General features: G+C 59.6%; 18 protein-coding genes. 14 read left to right on the top strand and 4 right to left on the bottom strand.

The window, feature by feature from the left end:
• Positions 1 to 4: 4 nt before the first annotated feature.
• The 3 genes from G9X64_RS20395 to G9X64_RS20385 form a co-directional block, all read right to left on the bottom strand.
• Positions 5 to 775: an ABC transporter permease gene (locus G9X64_RS20395; protein WP_168312611.1), complete on the bottom strand. Its 771-nt coding sequence runs from the start codon at positions 773 to 775 to the stop codon at positions 5 to 7.
• Between the two features lie 70 nt (positions 776 to 845).
• Complete coding sequence (locus G9X64_RS20390; protein ID WP_171377330.1) at positions 846 to 1,754, bottom strand: ABC transporter permease; 909 nt, start codon at positions 1,752 to 1,754, stop codon at positions 846 to 848.
• Between the two features lies 1 nt (position 1,755).
• The gene (locus G9X64_RS20385) at positions 1,756 to 2,865 is read right to left on the bottom strand and encodes an ABC transporter ATP-binding protein (RefSeq protein ID WP_171377329.1); all 1,110 of its coding nucleotides are present in this window, start codon (positions 2,863 to 2,865) and stop codon (positions 1,756 to 1,758) included.
• Between the two features lie 241 nt (positions 2,866 to 3,106).
• On the opposite strand from G9X64_RS20385, the gene G9X64_RS20380 reads away from it, so the two are divergent.
• The 5 genes from G9X64_RS20380 (at position 3,107) to G9X64_RS20360 (ending at position 8,462) form a co-directional block, all read left to right on the top strand.
• The gene (locus G9X64_RS20380) at positions 3,107 to 3,805 is read left to right on the top strand and encodes a GntR family transcriptional regulator (protein WP_168312562.1); all 699 of its coding nucleotides are present in this window, start codon (positions 3,107 to 3,109) and stop codon (positions 3,803 to 3,805) included.
• A 104-nt stretch (positions 3,806 to 3,909) separates the two neighbouring features.
• A complete protein-coding gene (locus tag G9X64_RS20375) occupies positions 3,910 to 5,271 on the top strand; it encodes an aspartate aminotransferase family protein (RefSeq protein ID WP_171377328.1) in 1,362 nt (453 codons plus the stop codon).
• A 2-nt stretch (positions 5,272 to 5,273) separates the two neighbouring features.
• Positions 5,274 to 6,983 carry an acetolactate synthase catalytic subunit gene (locus tag G9X64_RS20370; protein ID WP_171377327.1) on the top strand — a complete coding sequence of 570 codons (1,710 nt, stop codon included), beginning with the start codon at positions 5,274 to 5,276 and terminating at the stop codon, positions 6,981 to 6,983.
• Positions 6,980 to 7,756 carry a 3-oxoacyl-ACP reductase FabG gene (gene fabG / locus G9X64_RS20365; RefSeq protein WP_171377326.1) on the top strand — a complete coding sequence of 259 codons (777 nt, stop codon included), beginning with the start codon at positions 6,980 to 6,982 and terminating at the stop codon, positions 7,754 to 7,756. The genes G9X64_RS20370 and fabG overlap by 4 nt, the downstream gene beginning before the upstream one ends.
• A gap of 37 nt (positions 7,757 to 7,793) precedes the next feature.
• Positions 7,794 to 8,462, top strand: a complete 669-nt coding sequence (locus tag G9X64_RS20360; protein WP_171377325.1) for a winged helix-turn-helix transcriptional regulator — start codon at positions 7,794 to 7,796, stop codon at positions 8,460 to 8,462.
• Between the two features lie 87 nt (positions 8,463 to 8,549).
• Here the strand turns inward: G9X64_RS20360 and G9X64_RS20355 are convergent, their stop codons facing one another.
• Positions 8,550 to 8,903 carry a MarR family transcriptional regulator gene (locus G9X64_RS20355; RefSeq protein ID WP_171377324.1) on the bottom strand — a complete coding sequence of 118 codons (354 nt, stop codon included), beginning with the start codon at positions 8,901 to 8,903 and terminating at the stop codon, positions 8,550 to 8,552.
• A 91-nt stretch (positions 8,904 to 8,994) separates the two neighbouring features.
• Between G9X64_RS20355 and G9X64_RS20350 the strand changes: the two genes are divergently transcribed.
• Genes G9X64_RS20350 through G9X64_RS20310 form a run of 9 tightly spaced genes read left to right on the top strand, consistent with a single transcriptional unit; the run spans position 8,995 to position 15,379 of the window.
• Positions 8,995 to 9,534: a hypothetical protein gene (locus G9X64_RS20350; RefSeq protein ID WP_171377323.1), complete on the top strand. Its 540-nt coding sequence runs from the start codon at positions 8,995 to 8,997 to the stop codon at positions 9,532 to 9,534.
• A gap of 3 nt (positions 9,535 to 9,537) precedes the next feature.
• Positions 9,538 to 10,200 (top strand): lytic transglycosylase domain-containing protein, encoded by a 663-nt coding sequence (locus G9X64_RS20345; protein ID WP_171377322.1) that lies wholly within the window; start codon positions 9,538 to 9,540, stop codon positions 10,198 to 10,200.
• Positions 10,197 to 10,496 carry a TrbC/VirB2 family protein gene (locus tag G9X64_RS20340; protein ID WP_171377321.1) on the top strand — a complete coding sequence of 100 codons (300 nt, stop codon included), beginning with the start codon at positions 10,197 to 10,199 and terminating at the stop codon, positions 10,494 to 10,496. Before G9X64_RS20345 ends, G9X64_RS20340 begins: the two co-directional genes overlap by 4 nt.
• 5 nt (positions 10,497 to 10,501) lie before the next feature.
• Positions 10,502 to 10,837 (top strand): VirB3 family type IV secretion system protein, encoded by a 336-nt coding sequence (locus tag G9X64_RS20335; protein ID WP_171377320.1) that lies wholly within the window; start codon positions 10,502 to 10,504, stop codon positions 10,835 to 10,837.
• Positions 10,830 to 13,196, top strand: a complete 2,367-nt coding sequence (locus G9X64_RS20330) for a VirB4 family type IV secretion/conjugal transfer ATPase (protein WP_171377319.1) — start codon at positions 10,830 to 10,832, stop codon at positions 13,194 to 13,196. The genes G9X64_RS20335 and G9X64_RS20330 overlap by 8 nt, the downstream gene beginning before the upstream one ends.
• On the top strand, positions 13,196 to 13,891 hold the full coding sequence (gene virB5, locus G9X64_RS20325) for a P-type DNA transfer protein VirB5 (protein ID WP_171377318.1): 696 nt from the start codon (positions 13,196 to 13,198) through the stop codon (positions 13,889 to 13,891). Before G9X64_RS20330 ends, virB5 begins: the two co-directional genes overlap by 1 nt.
• Positions 13,888 to 14,121, top strand: a complete 234-nt coding sequence (locus tag G9X64_RS20320) for an EexN family lipoprotein (protein WP_171377317.1) — start codon at positions 13,888 to 13,890, stop codon at positions 14,119 to 14,121. Before virB5 ends, G9X64_RS20320 begins: the two co-directional genes overlap by 4 nt.
• 3 nt (positions 14,122 to 14,124) lie before the next feature.
• A complete protein-coding gene (locus G9X64_RS20315) occupies positions 14,125 to 15,045 on the top strand; it encodes a TrbL/VirB6 family protein (protein ID WP_171377316.1) in 921 nt (306 codons plus the stop codon).
• Between the two features lie 52 nt (positions 15,046 to 15,097).
• Positions 15,098 to 15,379: a hypothetical protein gene (locus tag G9X64_RS20310; protein ID WP_171377315.1), complete on the top strand. Its 282-nt coding sequence runs from the start codon at positions 15,098 to 15,100 to the stop codon at positions 15,377 to 15,379.
• The last annotated feature ends 1 nt before the right edge of the window (position 15,380 follow it).

Genomic DNA, 15,380 nt, shown 5'->3' with positions numbered 1-15,380 from the left:
CACGTTAATCCTCCCCGCGGCCGGTAAGGAGATGAATGCTCACCATGAGCAGCAGCGATACCGCGACGAGCAGCGTCGAAACCGCCGCTATGACTGGGGTAAGATTGAAATCGATGTCCTCGAACATCTTGCGGCTGATCGTTTTTCCGCCGGTATCGGAAATGAAGAAGGCGACTGTTGCCTCATCAAACGACGCCAGAAACGCAAAGACCGAAGCCGCAGCCACCGCCGGAGCGATGTTAGGAAGCACAATGCTGAAAAAGGCGCGGCTCCGGCTTGCCCCGCAATTCAGTGCGGCAAGCTCGAGCGACGTATCGAAGCGCTCGAGTGCCGCCGACACGGTGATGATCACGTAGGGAACAGCAAGTACGGTGTGCGCGATCAGGAAACCAGTAAAATTGCCGGTCAGCCTGAGCGGAGAAAAAACCAGATAAAGGGCGACGCCAAAGACGACGTGGGGAACGATCATCGGCCCTAGCGACAATGCCTGCAGAAGGGTCTTTCCCGGTAGATTGCCACGAACAAGCCCGATGGCGGCCAATGTCCCGATGACCGTCGAGGCAATCGTCGTCGCCAGCGCAATCTTCAGACTGAAGATCGTTGCCGCGCGCCAGTCCGGATCGGATAGAAAGTCGATATACCAGCGAAGCGTCAGGCCCTTCGGCGGGAGCTCGATATAGCTGCTGTCGTTCAGTGAAATCGGGATGACGAGTAACGTCGGCAGGACCAGGAAGAACAGGATTGCTCCGATCAGGAAACCACCAAGGAGCCGCAATGCCGCTTTGCCGTAGGGCCGATGGGTGCTGTTGACGGGAGAGGGGGCGAATGAGGCGGTGACTGCGGGCTCAATTGACACTGTTCATTCCTTTGCTAACGGAAAGCGCCTTGCGGAACACAAGGACAAAGATCAGCGTCGTGGTCAGAAGGACGGTCGCGAGCGCTGCGGCAAATGGCCAGTCAAGCAGAACGGTGGTTTGCTGGCCGATCAGTGTTGCCATCATCAATGCTCCAGGCCCGCCGACGAGTGCCGGCGTGATATAAAAACCGATCGCCAGGATGAAGCACATGACGCATCCGGCAAAGATTCCAGGCAAGCTGAGCGGCAAGGTCACGCGCAGGAACGCGTCAAGCTGGCCGGCGCCGAGATTGCGGGCGGCTTGGGCGTAGTCGGCAGGAATAGTGCGAAGAACGTTGTAGACCGGCAGGATCATGAAGGGCATGAGAACATGCGTCATCGCAAGGATCACCGCGCCTTCGGTGTAGATAAGCTTCAACGGACTGCCAATGAGGTCGCTCTCGATCAGCAGACCGTTAACGATGCCGTTTCGCTGCAGCAGCACGATCCAGGCGTAGGATCGCACCAGCACTGAGGTCCATAGTGGCAAGAACACCGCGGCCGATACGATCATCGCAATCTTGCCTTTGGCACGCGCCATGAGAAGGGCAACCGGATATCCGAGCAGCAGGCTCGCCACTGTTACGATTGCACCCGTCTGCAACGTGCGAAGCAGCACTTCCATGTAGAGTGGCTCGGTGACGATCCGCTCGTAATGCTCTAGCGTGAATCCTGGCGCCATTAGGCTCAAAGAGACGAGCCGCCCAATTGGATAGATGAAGCCTCCGGCCAGTAAGAGCATCAACGGTGCAATAAGCAGGAGCGTCAGCGCGTGCGAATACTGGCGCGCCGAGCGTGAGAAAATCCAGCTTGCTGGACGGGTTGGTGCAAGGGGTAGATTATCGATGGCCATGGTCATTTCATGCCTCCGCGACCGCAAAGAGCCGTAGGCCGTCGCGTTCGGCGATGACATCCACGAGTGCCCCCATTGCAAAGGGCACCCGCTTTCCATCAGCAGGGATCTGGACCTGAATGATCTCTCCGCTTCCGAAATCGGAGCGAACGAGATGAAGGTCGAAGGAGCCCGCAAAGACCGACGTTTCGATCCGGCCAGGGAGGGCGTTCTGTCCCCCTGCGCCACGCGCTGCAAGGCCAAGGCGCTCAGGCCGCAGCGCGAGCCGAACGCGATCACCTATCTTTGCCGAACCCTCGAAACCATGGGCAGCACCGGGCGTATCAATGACCACGTCGTCACCCAGTCTGATCGTCTGGCGGCCAGCGGTCTCGCCCAGGAATTCTCCAGTCAGGAAGTTCATCTTGCCGATGAAATCGGCCACAAAGGCACTCTGCGGATTACAGTAAAGGTCCGCCGGGGTTCCGAGCTGCGCGAGTTGCCCCTTTGCCATAACGGCGATCCGGTCGGACATCGTCAACGCCTCCTCCTGATCGTGCGTCACATAGATGACCGTTGCACCGAGGCGCCGCTGAAGCTGCTTGATCTCGATCTGCATGGATTCGCGCAGCTTCTTGTCCAGCGCCCCGAGTGGCTCGTCCATCAAGAGAACAGGCGGTTCGAACACGATTGCTCGCGCGACCGCCACCCGCTGCTGCTGGCCGCCGGAAAGTTCGTGGGGATAGCGCTTGGCATAGTCCGGGAGTTGGACGAGGTCGAGCGCCCGGCCAACCCGTTCTGCTCTGAGGTCTTTGCGGATGCCGCGCATCTTCAGGGGAAAGGCAATATTTTCGGCGACGGTTAGATGCGGGAACAAGGCATAACGCTGGAAGACCATCCCGATATTGCGGCGATCGGGCGATACCGCGGTGACATCGCGCCCGTCGATGATGATGCGTCCGGCAGACGGGCTTTCGAAGCCGGCGATCATTGTCAGAAGCGTCGTCTTGCCCGATCCGGAGGGACCGAGGATCGACAGGAATTCGCCTGCCGAAATGTCCAAGGTCACTGCGCCCACGGCAGTCTGGCTGCCGTAGGCCTTGCCTATGCGATCGATAAAAACAGGCGCACCAATCAAAATGGTATCTCCTTTTGTGTGCTTTGAGATGCATTGAACCCTCCCGGCTCCGCCTGCGCGGCGCCAGGTGCTGTGAGTGTCATGCCGGCAAGGCCGGGAGCTGTTCAGGCATGGCCGAAAGGGCCAAGGCGTTGCTAATATTCACGATCCCGTTATGCTGTCACATTACGTGATCAATTTTTGCGTAATGCATTTTTGTTGCAACAAAAATGTGAAGATGTCAACTCGTGGGGAGTTAATTTTGAACGAGAATACAACTGGAGAAGAATCATCGGTGTCGGATTTGCAGTCTGGGCGCCTCAGCGACTTCGCCTATTCATCTATCAAGGAGCAACTCACGCGGGGTGCTTACAAGCCCGGTCACAAGTTACCAATCCGTTCGGTTGCCGAAATGCTGAACGTTGGTGCCACGCCGGCGCGCGAGGCGATCAACCGACTGGTCTTTGAGGGTGCGCTCGTCATGGTGGGTCCTAAAACCGTCATCGTTCCGCATCTCGATCTTGCTGCACTCTACGAAGTCACGCAGATGCGGCTTGCGCTCGAAGGGTTGGCGACGGAAAAGGGCGCGCTTCGCGCGACCAATGATGTAGTGGACAAGCTCTTGTCGCTGCAGGAGAAAATCACACTTTCGCTCGACGAAAAGCGCTACGGTGATGCTCTGCACGATAATAAGGAATTCCACTTTGCGATCTACCGGTTGTGCGAGATGCCCCACCTCCTTTCGACCATTGAGGCTCTGTGGTTAAGGGTCGGCGCTTCGTTCCACGACCTCTATCCAGAGTTTGCGGAAGCAAAATACGGTGTCCACAACCACCTGGCCGCGATAGAGGGGCTGGTGGATAAAGATCCCTCTGCGGTCCGTGCCGCAATGGAAAACGATATTCGAGACGGCTATCGGCGCCTTAAGAAAGCAGCGCAAGAGCGTCTCAAGCGGCAATAACATCGCGACCGGATTTTTTTGTTGCAACTTCTTTCGGTTCATGATTTTTGTTATAACAAAATTATGAAGGGTTGCGCCGCGACCCGTTTGCCGGAGAAGATTGAATGTTTCATCCTGATATCTTGCGCAATGACCGGGGATTTCCCCGGTCGCGGTCCGAACATTTTTTCAAAAAGGGTCGCCGCGTGTTTCCGACCGGGATCACGCGGGTCACGGTGGATCACGAGCCCAGCCCGCTTTACATTTCGCGCGGGGAGGGAGCCTACCTCATCGATGTTGACGGCAATCGCCTTCTCGACCTCAACAATAATTTCACGACGCTGATACACGGCCACGGCTTCCTTCCTGTTGCCGACGCGGTTGCGGATCTGCTTCATCGCGGAACGTGTTTTTCCAATCCGACCGAGCACGAGATCACGCTGGCAGAGCTATTGATCGAGCGCATTCCGGCGATCGAACATATCCGTTTCGTCAACAGCGGGACCGAGGCGGTAATGTTTGCGATCAAGGCCGCCCGCGCGTTCACCTGCCGACCGGGCATCGCACGGATAGAAGGCGCCTATCACGGCGCTTACGACTGGGCGGAAACGGGGCAGGCGGTGTCGCCGGCTATATGGAACGACCCATTGCGCTCGCTGGCCGTACCAGCCTATCGCGGTATGCCGCCTTCGGTAGGTGAGGAGGTGACCGTTATCCGCTTCAACGACATCGCGGATCTGGAGCGCCGGATTGCTTCGGCTGCCCCTTCACTGGCCTGTATCCTGATCGATCCGATGCCGAGCCGAGCCGGGCTGATAGCTCCCGAACCGAGCTTTTTTGCCGCTGTCGAGGCGATCGCGAAGCAATACGGAATTCTCATCGTTGCCGATGAGGTCCTCAATCTGCGGCAGTCATATCTGGGGGCTTCGGCCCGCTATGGTCTCCACCCGGACCTGGTCGCCGCCGGAAAAATCATCGGCGGAGGTTTTCCCGTCGGGGCGATCGGCGGGCGCAAGGAGGTAATGCGGGTGTTCGCAAGCGACAGTGGTAAGCCACTGCTGCCGCAAGGCGGCACGTTTTCGGCAAACCCCGTATCGATGGTCGCTGGCCGTGTTGCTATGGAAGCGATGACGGATGGCGCTTTCGCTTCACTCGAGAGCCTTGGCGATCGCATCCGGGCTGGGCTTCGAACGGAAATCGAACGCCACGGTGCAGCCTTCAGCGTGACGGGCGCGGCATCCTTATTTCGCATCCATCCGAAAGGAAAGCAGCCAACGGACTTCCGCGAAGCGTATCTCGCGCCGGAAGAGACCGAGTTGATGGCGCGCCTCTCCAGACATTTCCTCAATTGCGGCATCCTGCTTCCCCATGGTGCTGCGGCTTGCCTTTCGACGGCAATGACAATTGCCGACGGTGACGCCGTCATCTCAGCCTTCGCAGACTTCCTTTCAATCCTTGAAGTAACTCCAACTGAAGCAGGCATGTGACCATGGCAACTGATCATCTAACCGTCGCCGAGCGGATCGCTCTTTCCCTCAAGAGGCACGACGTCACCCATATTTTTGCTCAGAGCCTGCCTTCGGCGGTTATCCTCTCGGCCGAAGCAATCGGCATCCGCCAAGTCGCCTACCGACAGGAAAACATGGGAGGGACCATGGCCGATGGCTATGCGCGCCTGTCCGGCAAGGTCGGAGTAGTAGCAGCGCAGAACGGACCAGCCGCAACGCTTCTCGTTCCGCCGCTGGCCGAAGCGCTGAAGGCGAGCGTTCCGGTCGTTGCTCTCGTCCAGGATGTCGAACGAGACCAGGCCGATCGTAATGCATTCCAGGAGCTCGATCATCTTACCCTATTCCAATCCTGCACGAAGTGGGTGCGCAAGGTGCTTGTTGCGGAGCGCATCGACGATTATGTCGATGCTGCCTTCACGGCAGCCGCCTCGGGCCGGCCAGGACCGGCAACTCTCCTGCTCCCCGCCGACCTCTTGCGAGAGCAGATAGCCCCTTCTCCCTTTCGTCGTGAGGCTGTCCTAGGCCACTGGCCGCTCGATCGGTTGCGCGCGCGCGATAGCGACATCGAGCGTGCGGCCTCGATGATCACCGCAGCCCACGCACCCATTGTCATCGCTGGAGGAGGCGTCCATGCAAGCCATGCCGCCGGTGAGCTTTCCGGGCTACAGGACGAAGCCTCGCTTCCCGTGCTGACAACCAATATGGGAAAGGGCGCGGTCGACGAATACCACCCGCTGTCAGCCGGCGTTCTCGGCACTCTCGTCGGGCCAAGATCGCTTGGACGCCATACACTTGCGCTTGTCGAAGAGGCCGATCTCGTCATTTTGGTCGGGACACGAACCAATCAGAATGGCACTGACAGTTGGCGCCAAATTCCCCGGTCCGCGTCAGTCATCCACATCGACGTCGATCCCACCGAAATCGGACGTACCTACGAGGCGGTCCGATTGGCGGGCGATGCGTCGGAAACCATCAGCGCGCTGCGTAGCGCGCTCGCCCGACGCGATCTGTCGCACCGCGCATCGCAGCGCGAGAGGTTGACAGCTCGGATCGCTGGTTTCTGGCGCTCGTTTGAAGTTGAGCGCCAATCTGTTGCTCGTTCGGAGAAAAGTCCGATCCGCCCCGAGCGGGTTATGTCCGACCTGCAGCAAGTGCTTACCGCAGATACGACCGTTGTTTCCGATGCGAGCTATTCCTCGATGTGGATAGCCGGCCAGTTGCGGGCCCTTTCCCCGGGTATGCGCTTCCTGTCGCCGCGGGGCCTTGCTGGACTCGGGTGGGGCTTGCCACTTGCGCTCGGCGCAAAAACGGCAAAGCCGGACAAACCAGTCGTTGCTATCGTGGGAGATGGAGGTTTCGCGCACAGCTGGGCGGAGCTGGAAACCATGGTTCGGAGCAAGCTTCCCATACTCATCATCGTTTTGAACAACGGTATCCTCGGCTTCCAACGTGATGCCGAAACTGTCAAGTTCGGCAGCTTCACGACTGCTTGCAGCTTCGCCGACGTCGATCATCGGCGGATTGCCGAGGCTTGCGGCTGCCCGGCAGTCCGCATCTGCGATCCCGCGGATCTTCCTCGATACCTCGAGCGCGGCCTGCGTGAAGAAGGTCCCTTGCTGATCGAGGTAATAACAGATGCGGCCGCCCATCCGCCACTTTCGCTGTTTGCTGCAATGGATCAAGCGGCATGAGCCGTGGTTGCATCTCACGTGTTGCGGTGGTCAGCGGTGGCACGACCGGGATCGGTCTTGCCACTGCGTTTCGTCTGCTCAGGGCCGGTCATCGGGTTGCCGTCTTCAGCCATGGCGAAGCAAGCGTCATGGCCGCGGGCGCCGCGCTCGCCGAGGCATTTGGACCAGAGCGCTCGCTTGCGAGAAAGGTTGATCTCTGCGAACCGGTGGCAGTCGATTCGTTTTTCGGCGAAGTCGCCCGTGTCTTTGGCGCACCTGGGATCCTCGTCTGCAACGCGGGGATCTCGCCGAAAGGTCCCGACGGCCCTCGTCACGTCGCCGACCTTACCCTTGAAGAGTGGAACGACGTGCTCGCCGTCAACCTGACAGGGACGATGTTGTGCTGCCGGGCCGTTCTGCCTGCCATGAAGGAAAACGGTTATGGGCGCGTTATATTCGTTGGATCTCTTGCCGGCCGGACGAGACCACGGATCGCGGGCGCGAGCTATGCGACGTCCAAAGCTGCACTTTCAGGATTGTCCCGCGTGCTGGTCTCTCAATATGGTCCCTACGGCGTAACATCGAATGTCGTGGCGCCAGGTCGCATCCTGACGCCACTGACAGGCTCCCCGCAAAGCAAGACCAACATCGACGCGCTCGCCCGTATTCCAGCCGGCAGGCTCGGTGCTCCGGACGACGTCGCCGCGGCGATCGCGTTCCTGGCATCGGAGGATGCCGGGTTCGTCAATGGAGCCATCATAGATGTCAACGGTGGCGAGTTCGCGCCGAGCTGAGCTTGCCGTTTCGTCACGGGGGGAAAGGGCGATAAACATGGCTCCGATCATTCTGGTTTGCTCGCAGGACGCCGAGCTTTATCTGCTCCTCGCGCACATTCTGCGTGGTGAGGGTTTCGAGACTCGTCTTGCTGCAAATGACGACGATGTCGTGGACGCTTGCGCATCAGCAGAGCTTTCCGCTGTCGTCTTGGATTGTGCAGGCTGGCCGAGTGATGTTGCGCCCTTATTTGCGCTTTTGAAGGATTCAGGGCTTCCGGTAGGTGCACTTGTCAGCGAGGACACACGTGCACAGCACCTGCAATTGATCAAGGCCGGGCTCGACGAAGGCATCACGCGCCCTTTGTCGCCTTCAAAGCTTCTCGCCTTTCTCCACGGCATAAGCCCGCGGTGGGAGGCTTCGACTTTGCCAAATTTTGCTCCCGTCGAGGTTGTCTTCGCGCGGCACGCCGTCGTGGTTTCAGGCAAGACAATAACGCTCGCGCCTATGGAGGTGAAAATTCTTAGATTTCTATTAGAAAGGCAGGGTCAGATCAGTTCCCGCGAGCAACTCATTGAGGCGGTTTGGCCCGATCCGCACACAGTGGAAAGCCGGACGGTTGACGTGCATATCGGCCGGCTCCGAAAAGCGTTTGCAGGACTCCGCAATTTGAGGATTCGCACCGTTTATGGGGCGGGTTACGTTCTTGACTACCACGACCATTGATGCCGCATATCATGGTCTCTGACGGGCTTGCGGGGGCCGTTTATTGCAATTCAACGACTCGGGAAATTCGTCGCTTTAATTCCTTGGTCACGCAGCTCCGAACGAGCTCAGCTTCTCTAGAAGCTCCTCCGAAATCTCGAACTGGCGCGCCGTTCCACGCCCCATCGAATTCTTGACAATCCTCTCATCCAACATCCCCCGTTTGACCAAGAGATCGACCGTCTCCTTGACGCCACTGCGCGTCAGAGCCGTAATTTCCATGATACTGGAAAGAGTTAGATTTTGATGCGCCTGGTTCATGCTGTAGAGGATCGTCATCATACCGACCTGCTTCAGCCTTGCTTGAGGCGTCTCGTCGTCGAGGGGATGATCGAGGATCTCATGCAGGATGAGACCTGAGAAAGCCAGATTCCGCCATTGGGTCGTGAGTGCTCTTGTCATGTTATTTTACTGTGTTATATAAATCGGTATAAGTTGCTCTACGGGCAAACCACCTCTTCCGCAATGGGATGTCCTTTGGAGGGTCGTCTTCATGAAAAACCTTCTGCTAAACTCAGTCGTGGCTGTCTGCTGCATATTGCCACCTTACCTTACTTCACCTGGCAGGGCGCTAGCAAATGACTGGGGTTGCGAGGTTATCCTATGCCTCTCCAACCCCGGAGGCCCGACGCAATTTGCAGAATGCCGGCCGCCGATCGAGAAGCTCTGGCGCGAGCTTGCCGAGGGGCATTCGTTCCCGACATGCAGCGGCGCCACTTTCCACAGTTCGCGTCCGGGCTATGAGCCGTATTACTGCGAAACCGGGTACCGGCTGGAAAGCAATTATGGTCCGCGCGGGCAAGAAGGAACCTGCGTGTCGACAGCCCTCCAGCCCGTGAGCGATGCATTTTGCCCTCATGTCGGGGACGGGTATAATTTCAGCAACGGCTCGGTTCTGTCCCCGCGATGGCAACTGCTGGATGGACGGCGTCAATGCATGGGCTACTCGACGGCCCGCCCGAACGTCAGATCGCAGCCGCATTATGTCGACGTCACGATCGACGGGGCAGCGACGCAGCGGGTATGGTACTGATCGATGGCCGTCACGTTCGTGGATCTCGCCCAGAACTGCGCGCCCGTGGTGGACGTCAGGACGCTGGCCGCCGTCATCAGTCTCGAGAGCGGCTTCAAACCCTTCGCCATTCGTATCAACAGCGGCCCACCGCTTGAGCGCCAACCCGTATCAAAGGCGGAGGCAATTGAACTCGCGACCTCCCTCGTTGCCGATCGGCAGGACATCCAGATCGGCCTCGGCGGCATTGGCGAGGCGGAGTTGCGCAGACTCAAGCTTTCGATTTCGGATGCGTTCGATCCCTGCCTGAACCTCAAGGCGACGGCCACCTTGCTCGACGGCTATTATCGCCTGGCCTTGCGCGCCGGCGCCGATGCGAAGCAGGCCGAAAAGGTGATGCTTCAGTCCTATTACGGGCGTGACGATCCGTCTGTTGGCGAAATGATCAAATATGACGAGCAGGTCCGCCAGGAAATGGTCCACCTGCCTTCCGACCTGACCTCTCTCGCTATCGCCGAGCCGCATGAAAAAGCCCCTCGCGCGGATCGGCCAGTCAGCCGGGAGACATCCCCGCCCGAACGATTCCTTTCCCAATCCGGTGAAGCCGCATCATGGGACGTCTTCGGCGCCCGGCGGTCATCCCAGGTTCTCGTGTTTCAGAATGATCAATCGGAGCATAGTGAATGATCTCGAAAGCAAACCTTCGCCCTGTCGCGGCCTCTCTCCTGATGGCAGCAGCCATCGTTGTCTGCCTGGTGGAGCCGGCCTTCGCCCAAGCAGCCGGCGTCGAAACCGTCCTGCAGAACATCGTCGACATGCTAACCGGCAACATCGCCCGACTGCTCGCAGTGATCGCCGTCATCATCATCTGCATCGCCTGGATGTTCGGCTACATGGATCTGCGCCGCGCCGGCTTCTGGATCATCGGCATCGGCGGGATTTTCGGCGCGACGGAACTCGTCAATACGATCGTCGGAAGCTGATCATCATGCCGACCGCCGCGATCGAGGAGGATATCCTGTTCCTTGCCTGCACCCGCCCGGCGATGGTCGCCGGCGTGACGATGGAGGCGATGGGCGTGAACGTCATGCTGACGACGATCCTCTACATCACCGCGGGATCAATTGCCTACGCGCTTGTCGGCGTGGTGTTCCAGTTCATATTCCGGACGCTCGTCAAGCACGACCACAACATGTTCCGGATCCTGATCTCCTGGATCGAGACGCGCGGCCGGTCGCGCAACGCGGCCTATTGGGGTGGCGCCACGCTCTCACCCCTGGCGCTCATCCGGTGTTATGACGAAAGGGATTTGAGCCTTGCCTAGCATCGCAACGCTTCGCTCGCGTGAACTCGGGCCGGAAACCTTCATTCCGCACGTCCGCCATGTTGATGAGACAACGATTGCGCTCGAATCCAGGGCGCTGATGGTGATGCTCGCGCTCGATGGCATATCCTTCGAGACCGCCGATGTCCTGGATCTCAACAGTCTGCACCGCGACCTCAATACGCTCTATCGCAACATCGCCGATGAGCGCCTGGCGCTCTGGACACATGTCATTCGCCGCCGCGACAACGACTATCCGGACGGAGAGTTCGCCAATCGTTTTTCGCAGGGGCTGAATGCAAGATACCGCGAACGCATGATCGGAGAGGATCTGTTTCGAAACGATCTGTACCTCTCGCTTGTCTGGCATCCGGGCCGCGATCCCGCCGAAAAAGCAGCCAACCTTCTTTCGCGCCTGCGCAGGGCGCGCCGGACCGGCGTCGAAGTCGACGAGGTTGCCCTGAAGCACCTGCAGGACAAAGTGTCGGACGTGACCGCCGGGCTGAAACGCTTCGAGCCTCGGGTGCTCTCCCTCTACGAGCAGGACGACATCGTCTTCTCCGAACCGAGCGAGGTTCTGCATCAGATCGTCGGCGGCCGGCGGGAGCGCGTTCCGCTGACCGAGGGCAGGATATCCTCGGCGATCTATTCGGATCGGGTGATCTTTGGGCGCGAGACCATCGAGATCCGTCATGAGGCCGAAAGCCGCTATGCCGGCATATTCGGGTTCAAGGAATATCCGGCGACGACCCGCAGCGGCATGCTCGACGGCATCCTGACGGCGCCGTTCGAACTCATCCTGACGCAGTCTTTCGCCTTCGTCTCGAAAGCCGATGCGCGCACGATCATGGGGCGAAAACAGAACCAGATGGTGAGCGCCGGCGACAAGGCAGCGTCGCAGATCGAAGAACTCGGCGATGCCATGGACGACCTGGAATCGAACCGCTTTGTGCTTGGAGAGCACCATCTGGCGCTGTCGGTCTTTGCGCCTTCGGTGAAGGAACTGACTGATCATATGGCGAAAGCACGGGCCTACGTCACCAACGGCGGCGCGGTCGTCGCCCGCGAGGATCTTGGGCTCGAAGCGGCCTGGTGGGGGCAGGTGCCGGGCAATTTCCGCTATCGTGCAAGATCGGGCGCGATCACCTCGCGAAATTTCGCGGCGCTCGCCCCCTATCATTCCTATCCCGCAGGCAAGAAGGACGGCAATGAATGGGGACCGGCCGTCGCCATGCTGAAGACAGCCTCCGGCTCGCCCTTCTATTTCAATTTCCACCATAGCGACCTTGGCAACACCTTCGTCTGCGGCCCGTCGGGCACCGGCAAGACGGTGTTCCTCAACTTCATGCTCTCCCAGCTCGAAAAGCATGATCCCCACATGGTCTTCTTCGACAAGGATCGCGGAGCCGACCTGTTCGTCCGTGCCGCGGGCGGGACTTACCTGCCGCTTCGAAACGGTGTCGCCACCGGTTGCGCGCCGTTGAAGGCACTTGAACTCACCCCGGAGAACAAGGTGTTCCTCGCCCGCTGGGTCGGCCAGCTGGTCGGATCGCCAAAGCGCGAACTGACGGTCTTGGAGCTGCGCGACATCGCCTCGGCAATCGATGGCCTGGCGGATCTGCCGGTCGAAAGACGCTCGATCGGCGCCCTGCGCACCTTCCTCAACAATACCGACCCCGAAGGCATCGCATCGCGGCTCAGGCGCTGGGAGAGGGGAGGGTCGCTCGGCTGGGTGTTCGACAACGGGACCGACGACATCGGGATCGGCGCCAAGTTGATCGGATACGACATGACCGACTTCCTCGACAATGAGGAAATCCGCACCCCGTTGATGGCCTACCTGTTCTTTCGCATCGAGCAGTTGATCGACGGGCGGCGCATCATCATCGTGATCGACGAGTTCTGGAAGGCCTTGCAGGACGAAGGCTTTCGCGACCTCGCGCAGAACAAGCTGAAGACGATCCGCAAACAGAACGGGCTGATGTTGTTTGCGACCCAAAGTCCGCGCGACGCGATCGCCTCGCCGATCGCCCACACGATCATCGAGCAGTGCCCGACGCAGATCTTCCTTCCCAATCCGCGCGGCGACCATGCCGATTACGTCGACGGGTTCAAACTGACGGAGCGCGAGTTCGAACTTCTCTCCCGCGAGCTTTCGGTCGAGAGCCGACGCTTCATCGTCAAGCAGGGGCACAACAGTGTCGTCGCCGAACTGAACCTCAGGGGTTTCGATAACGAACTCGACATCCTGTCCGGTCGAACGGCGAACGTCGAACGCGCCGAGGCGATCCGGGCGGAGGTCGGCGACCGTCTCGAAGACTGGCTGCCGGTGTTTCAGCAAAGAAGGAGAACGGATTGATGGAAAGGGTCAGATTAAGGTGTGCACTCTTGATGGCCATGCTGTCGCCTGTTGGAACCGCATTCGCACAGGGCATTCCTGTTATCGATGAGACGGCGATCGCCAAGCAGATCGAGAGCATCACCCAGCTTAAATCCCAGCTCGACGCGCTCAATCACCAGCTTCAGCAAGCGCAGCAGCTATACGCATCGCTGAACAAGATCACCAATATGGCCGATGTCGCCGGTCTCCTGAACGATCCGTCGATCCGCAAGGCATTGCCGCAGGATTTCAAGGACATCGAAGGGCTGCTCAAAGGGGCGGGCACCGGTGTCTTCGGTAGCTCCGCCTCGAAATTCCTCGACGCGAATTCGACCTATCGCACCAACGCCAATGATTTCTATGCGCAGGAATTGGCCCGCGCCCAGAACCAGAATGCCGGCCAGATGAGCCTCGGCCAGCAGATCTACGATGCCGCCACCAAGCGCATCGCCGGTATCGATGAGCTGCGCCAGCAGATCTCGGGTGCTGCGGATGCCAAGGATATCGCCGATCTTCAGGCACGGCTGCAGGCCGAAACCGCGTTTCTGCAAACCGACGTGCTGCGCATGCAGGCTCTGCAGATGGTCCAGCAAGCACAGGTTCAGGTCGACGACCAGCGCAAGGCCGAGGATTGGCGCAAGCGCCTGGATGCGATGGGAGAGGCGCTCAAATGAAACATCTCCTGCTCGGCATCGTCATGCTCACACTTTCCGGCTGCTTCGGTCGGGGGGACAAGATCTATACCGTCGACGAGCTCATGGCCGATGAGGCCCTGCTGGCGAAGATCACAAGCGAATGCCGCAACAACCCCGGCGCCTTGCGTCAGACGCCCAACTGCCAAAACGCGGAGGCGGCGGACTGGAGGGTTCGGCTTCAGCTTCCGCGTAAATCGCCAGGAGGCTGAGTGATGTACCAGGTCTTCAGCTTCGTCGATGGCCAATTCAAGTCGCCGCTGGAAAATTTCATCTCGTCAGGCACCTCGAACATCGCCAGCTGGATCAGCGGCCCGCTCACCGCGGCGCTGACGCTCTACGTCGTGTTCTATGGCTATCTTGTCTTGCGGGGCTCGGTCCGGGAGCCCATTCTCGAATTTGCGTTTCGGGCGATGAAGCTTGCGGTCATCGTCATGCTGGTGCGCAACGCCAGCGAATATCAGACCTATGTTACCAACATTTTCTTCGAGACGCTGCCGCGCGAGATCTCACAGGCGCTGAACTCGGGGACGGCACCCAGTGCCTCCACCTTCGACAGCCTGCTCGACAAGGGCCAGAATTGCGCGCGCGAAATCTGGGCGCGTGCCACTTGGCCGGCCGACATTGTCACCGGCATCGGCGGGATGATGGCCATCGGCGCGAGCTTCACCGTGGCGGCGATCGGCTATATCGTTTCGCTCTATGCCCGGCTGGCGCTCGCCATCGTGCTGGCGATCGGCCCGATCTTCGTCGCACTTGCGATGTTCCAGTCCACCCGTCGCTTTACCGAATCCTGGATCGGCCAGCTCGCCAATTTCGTCATTCTCCAGGTCCTGGTCGTCGCGATCGGTTCACTGTTGATCAGCTGTATCGACACGACCTTCACGGCGGTCGAAAGCTATACCGACGTCATGATGCGCCCGGTCGCCCTTTGCGCCATCTGCCTTGCCGCCCTTTACGTCTTCTACCAGCTGCCCGGTATTGCCTCCGCACTTGCCGCGGGCGGCGCGTCGCTGACCTACGGCTATGGTGCTGGCCGAGACGCCCACGAAAGTACGCTCGCCTGGGCAGCCACCCATAGCGCCAGAGCGGTTGGGCGGGGCGCCCGTTTCGTCGGCCGGCGCCTCAGATCTTGAGGGGCCGGATGACGACTTCTCCACGACAAACGTTTCAGAGGTTTGCGTTCAAATGATCCGCATTATCGTCTCGCTTCTCCTTGCCATGGAGCTCATCGGCTGTGCTGCGATGTCCCGCCCTTTGCCCAAATGCGACGGCTATTCGCGCCGGCCGCTCAACCGCTCCATGTGGCAATCGGAGGACAACAAGCCGGCCAAGCAAGACGACGCCGACGCTGTCCAGCCGACTGCGACCGGCCACATGTTCCATGGGGAGCGGCCGCCGACGGAGGAGCCGCCCGCCTTCGCGCATTTCGATGCCGTGGGTTCCTATCGGCAGTGCCAGGAGGGGTAAG

The organism is Rhizobium sophorae (genome assembly GCF_013087515.1).
GTDB lineage: Bacteria > Pseudomonadota > Alphaproteobacteria > Rhizobiales > Rhizobiaceae > Rhizobium > Rhizobium sophorae.
This window is presented reverse-complemented; position numbering and strand designations above follow the sequence as displayed.

Coding starts and splice junctions, on each gene's coding strand:
- G9X64_RS20390 (WP_171377330.1), bottom strand. CDS start 1,754: ATGACCATGGCCATCGATAATCTACCCCTTGCACCAACCCGTCCAGCA.
- G9X64_RS20375 (WP_171377328.1), top strand. CDS start 3,910: ATGTTTCATCCTGATATCTTGCGCAATGACCGGGGATTTCCCCGGTCG.
- G9X64_RS20370 (WP_171377327.1), top strand. CDS start 5,274: ATGGCAACTGATCATCTAACCGTCGCCGAGCGGATCGCTCTTTCCCTC.
- fabG (WP_171377326.1), top strand. CDS start 6,980: ATGAGCCGTGGTTGCATCTCACGTGTTGCGGTGGTCAGCGGTGGCACG.
- G9X64_RS20360 (WP_171377325.1), top strand. CDS start 7,794: ATGGCTCCGATCATTCTGGTTTGCTCGCAGGACGCCGAGCTTTATCTG.
- G9X64_RS20355 (WP_171377324.1), bottom strand. CDS start 8,903: ATGACAAGAGCACTCACGACCCAATGGCGGAATCTGGCTTTCTCAGGT.
- G9X64_RS20350 (WP_171377323.1), top strand. CDS start 8,995: ATGAAAAACCTTCTGCTAAACTCAGTCGTGGCTGTCTGCTGCATATTG.
- G9X64_RS20345 (WP_171377322.1), top strand. CDS start 9,538: ATGGCCGTCACGTTCGTGGATCTCGCCCAGAACTGCGCGCCCGTGGTG.
- G9X64_RS20340 (WP_171377321.1), top strand. CDS start 10,197: ATGATCTCGAAAGCAAACCTTCGCCCTGTCGCGGCCTCTCTCCTGATG.
- G9X64_RS20335 (WP_171377320.1), top strand. CDS start 10,502: ATGCCGACCGCCGCGATCGAGGAGGATATCCTGTTCCTTGCCTGCACC.
- virB5 (WP_171377318.1), top strand. CDS start 13,196: ATGGAAAGGGTCAGATTAAGGTGTGCACTCTTGATGGCCATGCTGTCG.
- G9X64_RS20320 (WP_171377317.1), top strand. CDS start 13,888: ATGAAACATCTCCTGCTCGGCATCGTCATGCTCACACTTTCCGGCTGC.
- G9X64_RS20315 (WP_171377316.1), top strand. CDS start 14,125: ATGTACCAGGTCTTCAGCTTCGTCGATGGCCAATTCAAGTCGCCGCTG.
- G9X64_RS20310 (WP_171377315.1), top strand. CDS start 15,098: ATGATCCGCATTATCGTCTCGCTTCTCCTTGCCATGGAGCTCATCGGC.